This window comes from Shinella sp. WSJ-2, from assembly GCF_003432075.1.
Classification (GTDB): Bacteria; Pseudomonadota; Alphaproteobacteria; order Rhizobiales; family Rhizobiaceae; genus Shinella.
Genome location: NZ_QWBU01000004.1, coordinates 263,047 through 275,791, shown reverse-complemented (window position 1 = coordinate 275,791; position 12,745 = coordinate 263,047). Strand labels below are relative to the sequence as shown.

10 protein-coding genes are annotated in these 12,745 nt (G+C 63.2%); 6 read left to right on the top strand and 4 right to left on the bottom strand.

The features are described 5' to 3' along the window. Positions 1-16: 16 nt before the first annotated feature. The 4 genes from D0Y60_RS12105 to D0Y60_RS12090 form a co-directional block, all read right to left on the bottom strand. Positions 17-961: a sugar-binding transcriptional regulator gene (locus D0Y60_RS12105; RefSeq protein ID WP_117370193.1), complete on the bottom strand. Its 945-nt coding sequence runs from the start codon at positions 959-961 to the stop codon at positions 17-19. 73 nt (positions 962-1,034) lie between these two features. Then, positions 1,035-1,970 carry a TIM barrel protein gene (locus D0Y60_RS12100; protein ID WP_117370192.1) on the bottom strand — a complete coding sequence of 312 codons (936 nt, stop codon included), beginning with the start codon at positions 1,968-1,970 and terminating at the stop codon, positions 1,035-1,037. Positions 1,971-1,977: 7 nt separating this feature from the next. Continuing rightward, a complete protein-coding gene (locus D0Y60_RS12095; RefSeq protein ID WP_117370422.1) occupies positions 1,978-3,489 on the bottom strand; it encodes a glycerol-3-phosphate dehydrogenase in 1,512 nt (503 codons plus the stop codon). Between the two features lie 50 nt (positions 3,490-3,539). After that, positions 3,540-5,090 carry an FGGY-family carbohydrate kinase gene (locus tag D0Y60_RS12090; protein WP_117370421.1) on the bottom strand — a complete coding sequence of 517 codons (1,551 nt, stop codon included), beginning with the start codon at positions 5,088-5,090 and terminating at the stop codon, positions 3,540-3,542. Between the two features lie 779 nt (positions 5,091-5,869). Between D0Y60_RS12090 and D0Y60_RS12085 the strand changes: the two genes are divergently transcribed. The 6 genes from D0Y60_RS12085 to D0Y60_RS12060 all read left to right on the top strand — a co-directional run bounded on the left by D0Y60_RS12085 (position 5,870) and on the right by D0Y60_RS12060 (position 12,738). Further along, positions 5,870-6,520: a DUF2291 domain-containing protein gene (locus D0Y60_RS12085; RefSeq protein WP_117370191.1), complete on the top strand. Its 651-nt coding sequence runs from the start codon at positions 5,870-5,872 to the stop codon at positions 6,518-6,520. Further along, a complete protein-coding gene (locus D0Y60_RS12080; RefSeq protein ID WP_117370190.1) occupies positions 6,517-8,058 on the top strand; it encodes a sugar ABC transporter ATP-binding protein in 1,542 nt (513 codons plus the stop codon). The genes D0Y60_RS12085 and D0Y60_RS12080 overlap by 4 nt, the downstream gene beginning before the upstream one ends. A gap of 13 nt (positions 8,059-8,071) precedes the next feature. After that, the gene (locus D0Y60_RS12075; protein WP_117370189.1) at positions 8,072-9,112 is read left to right on the top strand and encodes an ABC transporter permease; all 1,041 of its coding nucleotides are present in this window, start codon (positions 8,072-8,074) and stop codon (positions 9,110-9,112) included. A gap of 119 nt (positions 9,113-9,231) precedes the next feature. Next, entirely contained in the window at positions 9,232-10,179 is a 948-nt protein-coding gene (locus D0Y60_RS12070) for a D-ribose ABC transporter substrate-binding protein (protein WP_117370188.1), read from the top strand. 130 nt (positions 10,180-10,309) lie between these two features. After that, positions 10,310-11,149, top strand: a complete 840-nt coding sequence (locus D0Y60_RS12065; RefSeq protein ID WP_117370187.1) for a DeoR/GlpR family DNA-binding transcription regulator — start codon at positions 10,310-10,312, stop codon at positions 11,147-11,149. A 68-nt stretch (positions 11,150-11,217) separates the two neighbouring features. Then, the gene (locus tag D0Y60_RS12060) at positions 11,218-12,738 is read left to right on the top strand and encodes an FGGY-family carbohydrate kinase (RefSeq protein WP_117370186.1); all 1,521 of its coding nucleotides are present in this window, start codon (positions 11,218-11,220) and stop codon (positions 12,736-12,738) included. Positions 12,739-12,745 lie beyond the last annotated feature (7 nt).

Sequence of the window (12,745 nt, the reverse complement as noted above, 5' to 3'; positions counted from 1 at the left end):
TGTGATTTTGTGATTTTTATGTCGAGCTTTGCAGCAGCGTGCGCGCCGTCCGTTCGTCGGTGATCAGTCCGTGGAGCTTGTGGCTGTGCAGCACGGCGCGGATGGCTTCCGTCTTGGAGCGGCCGCCGGCAATGGCGACGACCCGGTCGCCGCCTTTCTCCGAGAAGGAGGCGGCCAGCGTGCGTGCCGTTACGGATGTTTCGAGAATGCGGCCCTTGCTGTCGAAGAAATGGCCGAGCAGTTCTCCGACACCGCCGAGGGCTCTGATCTCCTCCAACTCGTTCGGCTGCAACATGCCCGATGTGACGAGATGCGCCTGATTGTCGACCGTGCCGATGCCGACGAGCTTCAGATCGGCATTGCGGGCGAGATTGAACACCTCGCTGACCCCGCGCTGGGAGAGCAGAACTTCGCGGTCCTCCTCCGTATTGGCGAAGAAGGGCACGGGCATCACATAGGCCTGCGTGCCGGTCTTGGCCGCCAGACGATGCATGACATCATAGGGATTGGCCGCATAGTTGCGGGTAAGGCCGCCGAGCAGCGAGACGAAACGCGTGCCGCTGGCACTGACACGGGGCAGATGATGCACGGCGGCCGACAGCGTGCGCCCATGGCCGAGGCCGATGACGGCGACTTCACCGCGCTCGATCTCGCGCCGCAGGAAATCCGCGCCGACATGGCCAAGGGTCGTCAACGCCAGCGCATCGTCATCGACATCGGGTGCGACTTCACAATAATCGAGGCCGTAGCGCTTGGAGAGTTCGACCTCCAGATTGACGCACTCGGCAATATCGCCGTCGATGCTGACCTTCACCACACCCTCGGCGACCGCGCGCGCGATCAGCCGATGCGCCTTGACCGAGGGAATACCAAGGCGCTTGGCGACGGCAGATTGCGTGAACCCCCCGATGTAATGCAGCCAGGCGGCGCGGATGGCGAGAGAATCTTCATTGTCGGTCATCGGCGATGTCCTGTCCTGCTCCAGCAAGCGAAAGCGCTTTCAGGTCCAGTCTTAGCAAGCAGCCCTGTTATGGTCAGCCCAGCTTGAGATCGGATGCGCCGGTATCGATAAACGGCGCCCAGAAGGCTATGCTTTCGGCGATCTGCGGAATGACCTGCCGGTCGTTCGGCTCGCGCTCCTTGAAGGAAAGTTCGAGGCAGATCTCGTTGTCGACAGCACCGCCCTCGGCGAAGGCCTTCAGCAACGGTTCCGGCTGGATGCGGCCCTTGGCGTTGAATTCCGCCGTGAAGGGGCGGTGGCCCCCCTTGTCCATCAGGCTCTGCTTGATGTGGATGATCGGCGACACCTTCGGCACGGCGCGCGCCCAGGCATAGGGTTCAAAATCGTCGGGATTGCTGGAGGTGACGTCGCCATGGTCGATATCGGCCATCATCCACATGGGAATGGCCATGTCGGCGGCGGTCAGGCGGTCCTGAAGTTTGATGCATTCAGCGATCGTCTCGCCGAATTCGCGACCGACGCTCATCGGCTCCCAGAACACATAGGAAAGCCCGGCACCTTTGGCGTGCTCCGCCACCTCCGCCCAGCAATCCACGGCGATCCGGATCAATTCTTCGCGGCGAACCGGATCGTCGAAATCCTTGTAGGTGAAGATGGCGAATTGGGTGCCGACGGAGGTGCCGCCGAGATCGCCAATGATATCGGCGAAGGTCTTGAACCAGTCGACATAGTAGCGGCGCACATCCGCATCGGGATGGCCGAAATGGTTGAGGCGGCCATAGGGACCGGTCATGCCCGACGTGACGCGCACGCCGGTGCGCTGAAGCGCCTTATCCATCTGGCGGGTCAGCCGGCGGATCGTCGCGGCATTCCAGCTCGGATTGATGAATTCGTGCGTGAGCTGGAGATCGCGCAGTTTCAGGTCGCGTGCGACGGTCTCGATGAGATCATCGGGATCGGCGAAGCGGTTGACCAGCGGATTGGTGTTGAGCGAGAGCGTGAGCGGCATGGGAACCTCAGGCCGCAGCTAGGCGGGCAGTATTGAACCAGTCGGCGAAGGCCGCGCGTTCGGCTTCCGTCAGATGCAGGTAGTGTTTGGTGCGGCGATAGAGCACGTCTTCCGCTCTTTGCGCCCACTCATTTTCGACGAGGTAGCGCGCCTCCGCCTCGTAGAACTGGCCGCCGAAATGCCGGCCGAGACCGTCGAGACTGGTGGCGCTGCCGACGATCGCTTTTGTGCGGGTGCCATAGAGGCGGCCATAATGCTGAACCAGCTTGCGCGGTATCCAGGGATAGCTCTCGCGCAGGCTGTTGGCGAAGGTCTCGTAGTCGGCGCCTGGCATATCGCCGCCCGGCAGCGGCGCCTTTTCCGTCCAGTCACCGCCCATGTTGGGGAAGATGTGCTGGAGGCGGTGCATGCCGCGCTCGGCCAGTTCGCGGAAGGTGGTGATCTTGCCGCCGAAGACGTTGAGCAGCGGCGCGCCGCCGGTTTCGTCGAGATCGAAGACGTAGTCGCGCGTGACGGCGGAGGGGTTGCCCTTGCCGTCGTCGAACAGTGGGCGCACGCCGGAGAAGGAATGCAGCACATCCTGCCGTCGCAGCTTCTCCTTGAAGTAGCGGTTCACCGCCTTCAGCAGGTACTCGATTTCCGCCTCGTCGGCCGCGACATCCTCGGCACGGCCCTCATAGGCGATATCGGTCGTGCCGATCAGCGCCTTGTCGCCCTCGTAGGGGTTGATGAAGATGACGCGCTTGTCGTGGTTCTGCACGAGATAGGCATTCGCGCCCGCCCAGAATTTCGGCACGATGATATGGCTGCCCTTGACGAGGCGCACATTGCGCGACGAGTTCGAGCCGGCGACGCGGTTGATGACGTCGGAGACCCAGGGGCCGGCGCAGTTGACGAGGCATTTGGCGCGGAAGGTTCTCGTTTCGCCGGTTACGCTGTTCTTCGTCGTGACCGTCCAGGCGCCGTTTTCGCGGCGGGCGGAAGTGGCGGGCGAGCGGGTGAGCACGAGGGCGCCCTTTTCGGCGGCGCCGATGGCGTTCAGCGTCACGAGGCGGGCGTCATCCACCCAGCAATCGGAATATTCGAAGCCGCGCGTGTATTGGTCGAGGATCGGCGTACCCTCGGGATCGCGCTTCAGGTCCAGCGTGCGGGTGCCCGGCAGCTTCTTGCGGCCGCCGAGATGGTCGTAGAGGAAGAGGCCGAGACGCACGAGCCAGGCGGGGCGATCCTCAGGGCTATGCGGCAGCACAAAGCGCATGGGCCAGATGATGTGCGGGGCGGCATTGAGCAGCACTTCGCGCTCGATCAGCGCCTCGCGCACCAGGCGGAACTCGTAATATTCGAGATAGCGCAACCCGCCATGCACCAGCTTGCCGGAGCGAGAGGACGTGCCCTCGGCCAGGTCGTCCTTCTCGCAGAGCACGACCTTCAATCCGCGGCCCGCCGCATCGCGGGCAATGCCGGCGCCGTTGATGCCGCCGCCGATCACGAAGAGGTCAATAAGCTCGGGCTCGTTCATTTGGGTCTCCTTCAGCGCCATCCGGAAAGGGCGGCGCATTCGTCGTTTCGTCAGCGTGCGGCCAGGATGTCCCAGGCCGGTGCAATGCCCCGGCGCACCTCGGAATAGGCGGCGAAGAGGCGGTTCATGCGTTCGGTGTCTTCGGGTTTGGGCTGCTCGGCATCGCCAAGCTCGGGCGTCACCCAGTCGGCGATGCAATCGTCCATCGTGCGATAGGCGCCGATGGCGACGGCTGCCATCATCGAGGCGCCGGCCGCACCCGCTTCCTCGCGGGTGCTGACGCGCACCGGCGCGCCAAGGGCGGCGCCCAATGTACCGCGCAGCGAGGCCGAACGGGCCGCGCCGCCACTAACGCGGAGTTCCGAGGGCAGGGCGCCCATGGCGGCGTAACAGTCGCGCGTCGCCATGCCGAGGCCTTCGACGACGGCGCGCACGAGATCGGGATAGCGGTGGCGGCTGGCAAGGCCTGTGAAATTGGCGCGGGCGCGGGCATTGACGAACGGGCCGCGTTCGCCGGCCTCGGATATATAGGGGTGGTAGAGCACATTGCCCGGCTTGCTGGCGGCAATCCACTGGTCGACGCGACCGATCATGTCGTTGAGGCCGACGGTCACGCCAAATTCGCCAAGCAGATCGGCGCCGAGCTGGAGCAGCCAGTCAAGGTTGATCGTCGCGCCCATATTGGTCTGCACTTGGGTGACGATGCCAGGGATTGGCAGCGCGATGACATAGCCGGTGCGCTCGGCATTCAGCACGACATCGGCGACGGACTTCGCCTGGAGGTGCACGCCCGTCGAGCCGATGGCGGAACATGCGGCGTTGCGGCCCTCGCTTCGCACGCCGGCACCCAGTGCCGTCATGCACATGTCGACATAGCCGAGGCAGACAGGCGTGCCGGCCTTCAGGCCCGCGGCCGCGGCGGCGTCTGCCGTCAGCGGATGCGTGGTTTCGGTGCCCTCGAGCACTTCGGGCAGCAGGTTGCGGCGGTGCGTCAGGCCGAGCGCGGAGAGCACGTCGCCGTCATAGCAGCGGGTGCGGAAATTGCCGAAGGTGAAGCTCACCTCGGACGGGTCGGTGGCGCGCACGCCCGTCAGGTTGAGGTAGAGCCAGTCCTTGCAGTGCATGGCGGCTTCCGCGCCGGCAAGCAGTTCCGGGAAATGGCGGTCCATATGGGCAAGCTGCGTGCCCTGCTGGCAGGTATTGAGGCCGGTGCCGGTCGCCTCGAAACGCTGGCGGTCGGCCGCGCTGGCGGCAAGCCACTCGACAGTGGGGGCCGCACGCGCATCGAGCCACAGCCAGGCATCGCCGACGGGGCGGTTGCCGGCGCCGACGAGCCAGGTGCCGTCGCCCTGGGCGGTGACGGCAATGGCGGCGGCGCGGCCGGCAAGGTCCGGGACCTTTTCGCCGAGACCGCGCAGGGCGCGCGCGCAATCGAGCCATGTCTGGTCGAGGGATTGCGTGACGGAGCCGTCGTCGCTGGTCTTGTAGCTGTTGCGCACGGAGGCGCTGGCGATCTGGCGGCCGGAAAGCGTGAAGGCGACGGCCTTCATGACGGAGGTGCCGGCGTCGATGCCGATGATCAGGTCTGCCGTCTCAGCCATGGTGCGCACCCGCGCAGCCTGCGACAGCAAGCGTCGCTTCGCGTGATCCGAAACAAAGCATTCCATCCTCCCGATCGTCTTTCGCTGGAGCGCGCGGCGTTCCGGCAGGTCATGGCGACCTTTCAAGGAATGTAGCACGGGATCTCGCGAACCTCACGAGAAAACATACCATAAAGTTATCACATGTCTCGTAAAATTTTTCGGACAGCGAATTATTTTTCAGTTATACTGAATAGCAAAGAGAGGCCTTTTCGCAGAGGGCAGGCCCTGTCTTTGCTGTGTACGCCCTGCTTTCAAATCGTTCGACTGTTGGATATCTCGGTCTCGTGAGGGCTGAGGTAAGCCTAAATTTTGTGAATAAAAACAGTGAATTTTTGCTTTCGCCGCAGCTTCGAAGCGTTCATTCGAGCGTTCGGTCTCTCGGATGAAGACTCATATGGGGTGTCTGTGCGATGCGGGTACGCGTGTGAGAAAAGAAACTGAGTTGTTTCAAGGTGGCCGAAAAAGATCGATTGACAGCCTGTGTTAAATTAACATACATATTGGGACATATCACACGCTTATATCGCAAATGCGAAAAAGTGTGCACTGCAGCGCAAGGTGGATGAGGAGATCCGGCCGGCGCCGTTCATGGGGAGGACATCATGACATGTTCTGTTTGGAAGAGATCGATATCAGGCCGCAGCGCCATAGAAGTGTCTCTCAGCCCTTTCCCGTCGCCGAACCCCTCCCGGCGCCACCGCTGACGCTTCCATCGTTCAACCGCAAGGCCAACCGACATGACTGACGCCACGCTCCCGAAATCGTCCCAGCCTGCCCGCAGCTATCGCTGGATCGGCATCGCCGCCGCCGTCGTGCTGGTCGGCGCCATGGCCTTCGATACCAAGATCGTGCAGATCGGCTCGGAAGCCGACGTACAGGTTCAGAAATTCTCGCCGGAAGCTTTTGGCACGGAGCAGTTCCCGCTCATCAAGCAGAGCGTGGAAACGCGGGCGGCCGATGCGGCCGAATTGGCTCAGGCCATTGCCGCCGACAAGAAGGCAGCCAGCGATAAATACGGCGTCAAGACCTCCACTGGACCGGTTTTCCCGGTCAAGTTCACCGGCGTGATCGGTGAGCGCAAGGCGAACTACAATCTCATTGCCGTCGAGGGCCTTCCGACCGAGCTGACGGTACGCGTCCAGACCGGTCCGGCGCTGAACGGCACGGACCTGCGCGACGCGACCGGCCAGATCGAATTCGGCCAGTTCAAGAACCAGATCGAATACCAGGACGCCGGCTCGGCCATCAACAACGAGGTCAAGAAGGTTGTTCTCGGCGGCATCGACCCAGCCGCCCTTTCCGGCAAGACCGTTTCCGTCATCGGCGTGTTCAAGCTCGTCAATCCGAAGAGCTGGATCGTCACCCCCGTGAGGTTCGACGTCCAATGAACGCGATCCCGGAAGCCGGCCCGAAAAGCGAAGTGGTGCTTGCCGCGCGCAACGTGGCGAAATCCTATGGCAGCGTCCATGCCCTCAAGGGCGTGAATTTCGATATCCATCGCGGACAGGTGACGACCCTGTTCGGCGAAAACGGCGCCGGCAAGTCGACGCTGATGAAAATCCTGTCCGGTGTGGTCAAGCCGACATCGGGCGACATCATTCTCGATGGGGAATCGGTCGTTTTCGCGTCATCCTCCCAAGCACGTGACCGCGGCATCTCCATCATCCATCAGGAGCTCAGCCTCGCCCCGAACATGAACGTTCGCGACAATATCTTCATGGGTCGCGAAATCATGACCTCCACGGGCGTGGACTTTGCTGAGGAAGAGCGCCAGACGCGCCTCCTGATGGAAGAACTTGAAGAGGACATCGATCCCCTGACGCCCGTCGAGGACCTGCGTCTTGGCCAACAGCAGATCGTCGAGATCGCGCGTGCGCTCTCGGTCAATTCGCGCATCCTGATCATGGACGAGCCGACTTCGGCGCTGTCGGCTTCGGAGGTCGAGGTGCTGTTCAAGGTCATCCGCGACCTTACCAGCCGCGGCGTCTCCATCGTTTATATCTCGCATCACCTCGAAGAAGCCCTGCAGATCACCCATCACGCGGTGGTGTTGCGCGACGGCACGATGACGGCCTATGCCGAGCGCAAGGACATCGATCTCGAATGGATCGTGCGCCACATGGTCGGTGACAATTTCGACCTCGGTTCTCCGCCGACTGGTTATGATATGGGTCCCGTCTCGCTCGCGATCGAGGGCCTGACCGTTCCCGATCCGGGTGGTGCCGGCTATTCGGTCGTCGATGGCATGTCGTTGTCGGTGCGCGCGGGCGAAATCGTCTGCATCTACGGCCTGATGGGTGCCGGGCGCACGGAACTTCTCGAGACCGTCGCGGGCCGCCTGAAGGCCACGGCTGGCAAGGTCGTGCTGAAGGGCAGGGATGTCACCGGCCAGACGATCGCGCAGTGCATCCGCGATGGCCTCGTGCTGGTGCCGGAAGACCGGCAGCGCGACGGCCTGGTGCAGACCATGACCGTCGGCCGCAATCTCTCGCTTGCCAGCCTCGGCGCTTTCACGCGCGGCCTCTTCACCTCGACGTCGCGCGAAGCCGGGCTCATCGATAGCGCGATCCGCAAAGTGCATATCAAGACGGATGGCGGGGCAGCCCCGATCGGCTCGCTCTCCGGTGGCAACCAGCAGAAGGTCGTCATCGGCAAGATGCTGGCGACCGACCCTGACGTCATCCTGCTCGACGAGCCGAGCCGCGGCATCGACATCGGCGCCAAGGCAGAAGTCTTCAAGCTGCTCGCCGAGCGCGCCAGGCAGGGGCTTGCCGTCGTTTACACGACCTCGGAAGTCGGCGAGTGCCTCAGCATCGCGCACCGCATCATCGTCATGCGGCGCGGCCGCATCTCCGCCGAATTCGGTCCCGACGTGACCAAAGAACAGATCATGGCCGCCTCGGGCGAAGCCGTGCATGCCCATTAGGAGCGCTGAAGCCATGTCAGTCACACCTGCAATCCAGACCAAGGCAGCGGCAAGCGGCGGCAAGCGCAAAAAGAGCCTGATCGAGCTTCTGTTCGAGGGCCGCGCCTTCTTCGCGCTGATCGCCATCATCGTCGTCTTCTCGCTGATGTCGCCTAACTATTTCACGGTCAGCAACTTTCTGATCATGGCTTCGCATGTTGCCATTTTCGGCCTGCTCGCCATCGGCATGCTGCTGGTCATTCTCAACGGCGGCATCGATCTCTCCGTTGGCTCGACGCTCGGCCTTGCCGGCGTCGTCGCGGGCTTCCTGATGCAGGGTGTGACGCTGCCGCAGCTCGGCATCATCCTCTATCCCTCGGTCTGGGTCGTCGTGGTGCTGACCTGCCTGCTCGGCGCCGTCGTCGGCGCGGTCAACGGCGTGCTCATCGCCTATCTGCGGGTGCCGGCCTTCGTCGCGACGCTCGGCGTGCTCTATGTCGCGCGCGGCATCGCGCTTCTGATGACCAATGGCCTGACCTACAACAATCTCGGCGGCCGCCCGGAACTCGGCAATACCGGCTTCGACTGGCTCGGCTTCAACCGTCTGGCCGGCGTGCCGATCGGGGTGCTCGTGCTCTTCGTCTTCGCCATAGCCTGCCATATCCTGCTGGCCCGCACCGCCTTCGGTCGCTGGCTCTATTCCTCTGGCGGTAACGAGCGTGCGGCGGAACTGTCGGGCGTGCCGGTCAAGCGCGTCAAGATCACGGTCTATGTGCTCTCAGGCATCTGCGCCGCCGTCGCTGGACTCGTTCTCTCCTCGCAGCTGACCTCCGCAGGCCCGACCGCCGGCACGACCTATGAACTGACGGCCATCGCTGCCGTCGTCATCGGCGGCGCGGCATTGACGGGCGGTCGCGGCACGGTCATCGGCACCATGCTCGGCGCCTTCGTGATCGGCTTCCTCTCGGATGGCCTCGTGATCATCGGCGTCTCGGCCTATTGGCAGACGGTTTTCACCGGCGCCGTCATCGTTACCGCTGTTCTCTTGAACAGCGTGAAATACGGTCGCCGCTGAGACCAGCGGCGACCGACACCAACGGACTGCTATCGGGAGAGGCGGACCATCCAGTGGCCCGAGAGCGGAAAGTATTGCCGAAAATCGGCGTAACCGAACTCAACAAAGGGAGTGAGACCATGTTTAAAAAAGGTATGCGAGTCCTCTTCGCGGCAACTGCCGTCATGCCGCTGCTGTTCAGCTCTGCCTGGGCTGAAGGCCTGATCACTGTCATCGTCAATGATCCGTCGAACCCCTACTGGTTCACGGAAGGCGAAGTTGCCAAGAAGACCGCTGAAAGCCTCGGCTACACGGCCAATGTCGGCGCCCACAAGGGTGACACGAACACCGAAAGCAACCTTGTAGACACCGCCATCACCAACAAGTCGGTCGCCATCATCCTCGACCCGGCAAACGCCGACGGTTCGGTCGGCGCGGTGAAGAAGGCCGTTGCCGCCGGCATCCCGGTCATTCTCGTCAACGCCGAGATCAACCAGGAAGGCCTTGCCAAGGCGCAGCTCGTTTCGAACAACGCCCAGGGCGCAGCGCTTGGTGCCCAGCAGTGGGTCGAAGCGGTCGGCGACAAGGGCAAGTATGTCGAACTCTTCGGCGCTCCCTCCGACAACAATGCCGCAACGCGTTCGAACGGCTACGAAACCGTGCTGACGCAGTACCCGGACCTCGAAAAGTCCGGCAAGGAAGTGGCTGACTGGGATCGTACCAAGGGCCACGCCAAAATGCAGTCCCTGCTGCAGGCCAACCCGGACATCATCGGCGTGATCAGCGGCAACGACGAAATGGCTCTCGGCGCCATTGCAGCGCTCAAGGAAGCCGGCAAGCTTGAGCAGGTCAAGGTCGGCGGCTTCGACGGTTCGCCGGATGCGGTTGCCGCCATCAAGGCGGGTGAACTGCAGTATACCGTTCTCCAGCCGGTTGCCGTGTTCTCGGAAGCGGCCGTCAAGCAGGCCGACAACGTCATCAAGAACGGCTCGACCGGCGTCGACACCGAAAAGCAGCTCTTCGATTGCCTGCTGATCACCAAGGACAATGTCGACAAGTACACCGCTCCCTTCGTTCTGAGCGAGTAATCGATATCGGGAGCGCCTCTTCGGGGCGCTCCCACCTTTCAGACCGGGGCCTCCCGGCCCAGCTTGGCATTTTCCTTGCCGCCCGATACGAGATACGAAAACTCTATCCTCGAAGAATGGCAGGGCCACGGTGAACAAGAAAGTCGACGTCAAGGATTTGCTTTCGGAGGAGCTGCCGAGCGACAGCCGGCATGCGCGCCAGCTCGTACGTCGCCAGATGATCGCCGAGACCGTCATTGCCGAGGGCTCCATCCGCATCGAGGACCTGACCGAGCGTTTTGGCATCAGCCTGATGACGGCGCACCGCGATGTCGACGATCTCGTCAGTCGCGGCCTTTTCCGAAAGACGCGCGGCGTCGTCTCGGCGGCACCCACCAGCCTGATCGAATCCTCCGATGCCTACCGCGCCACCAAGCAGGCCAAGGAGAAGAAGGCGATCGCCAGGGCCGCCATGCAGTTCGTCGAGCCGGGGCAGGCGATCTTCATGGATGACGCCACCACCGTGCACGAAATGACGCGCTTCCTACCGGCCAAGGTACCGCTGACGGTGATCACTAACTCGCTCGTCCTGATCAACGAGCTGAAGGAGGTTGTTGATCTCAATCTCATCTGTCTCGGGGGGCAGTTCTACCATTGGTGCAATGCCTTCATGGGGCACATCACCAGCAACGAAATCCGCCGACTGCGCGCCGACACCGTGTTCATGTCGCTCTCGGCCATTGTTGACGACGTGGTTTACCACCAGTCGCCGGAAACGGTCGCGACCAAGCGGGCGATGTTCGAGAGCTCGTCGAAGCGCGTGCTGCTGGCCGACCACACCAAATTTGAGCGGCGCGCGCTGCACCACTTCGCGACGCTCGAAGAGTTCGACGCCGTGATCGTCGATGAGGATATCCCGATCTCTCACCTGTCGCGCATGCGCTCGAAGGGGATCAACGTCATTGTGGCGGACGGAGAGCGGTCCGGCTGAAGGGTCCGCTGCTGCGGATAACCCAATGCTCGGTGCCGTTTCTCCTTCGCTTGAGAATGGAGACAGCGATGCCCTGCATCATGGGTATAGACAGCGGCCTGACGGTCACCAAGGCCGTGATTTTCGATACGGATGGAACGGTGCTGGCAATTGCCCGCCGCCGCGTTCCCCAGCTCATTCCGGCTCCGCAGCATGTCGAACGCGACATGGATGGCCTGTGGGCCGCGACGGCGGATGCCATCCAGGAGGCGCTGGCCGCCTGTGGCCGGCCGGCTGCCGATATCGTCGCGATTGCCGCGACGGCGCATGGCGACGGCATCTATCTGCTCGACGGTGACAAGCGGCCGCTCGGCAATGCCATCGTGTCGCTCGATACCCGCGCCGATGCGATCGCCGATGCATGGAACGAAAGCGAGATTGGTGAGCAGTCGCTGACGCTGACCGGCCAGAAGCCGCACGCCTCCGCGCCATCCGCCATCCTGCGCTGGATCCGCGATCACGAGCCGGAGCGTTATGCGCGTATCGCCCATTTCATCGCCGCGAAGGACTGGCTGCGCTTTTGCCTGTGCGGGACAATCGGCACCGACCGCACGGAAGCCAGCACGTCCTTCACCAATGTTTTCACACAGGACTATGCCGACGACGCTTTCCGCCTCTTCGGGCTGGACCGCCTCGCCGGGCGACAGCCGCCGATGGCAGGCTCGACCGAGATCGTCGGCGGCGTGACGGCGGAGACTGCGCGCCGGACCGGACTTATCGCCGGCACGCCCGTCATGGCCGGCCTGCACGATGTCACAGCATCCGCGCTCGGCATGGGCGGCTACGGCGAGGGCGTGGTGGCGGTCATTGCCGGCACCTATTCGATCAACGAGACGGTTTCTTCGGTGCCGAAGGTCGATGGCCGCTGGTTCTGCCGCAACGGCATTCTGCCCGGCGAATGGAACAACATGGCGATCTCGCCCGCTTCGACCGCCAATTACGACTGGTTCATAGACCAGTTCTGCGCTGCCGACGCCAAGGCGGCGGAGGTCGCCGGCGAGAGCATCCACGCGATCCTCGGCAAGGAATTCGAAGTCGCGCGCGAACGCCCCTCCAGCGCCTTCTTCCACCCCTATCTCTTTGGTTCGCCGTTCGGCGGCGCCTCCAGCGCCGGCTTCTACGGTCTCAACGCCTGGCACGACCGCGGCGACCTGGTGCGCGCCGTGCTGGAGGGCATCGCCTTCAATCACCGCGTTCATGTCGATGCGCTGCGCGACGGCTTTGCGCCCGCGACCGCCCGCCTGACCGGCGGCGTCTCGCGCAATCCCGCCATGGCCGGGCTGTTTGCCGACATTCTCGGCCTGCCGGTCACGGCGACACGCACGGAAGAGGCCGCCGCCTGGGGAGCGGCGCTTTGTGCCGGTGCCGGCGCCGGGCTCTTTGCCTCGCCGACCGACGATCCGCGCGATCTCGCGTCGATCGAAACCACCTACCAGCCGGATCCCGACAGACGGAAAGCCTATGACGAGAAATACCGGGTCTTCCTCGATCTCGCCGGGGCCATGAAGCCGCTCTGGCCGGTGCTGCGGCGCCTGGGCGCAAAGAACTGACAGGAAT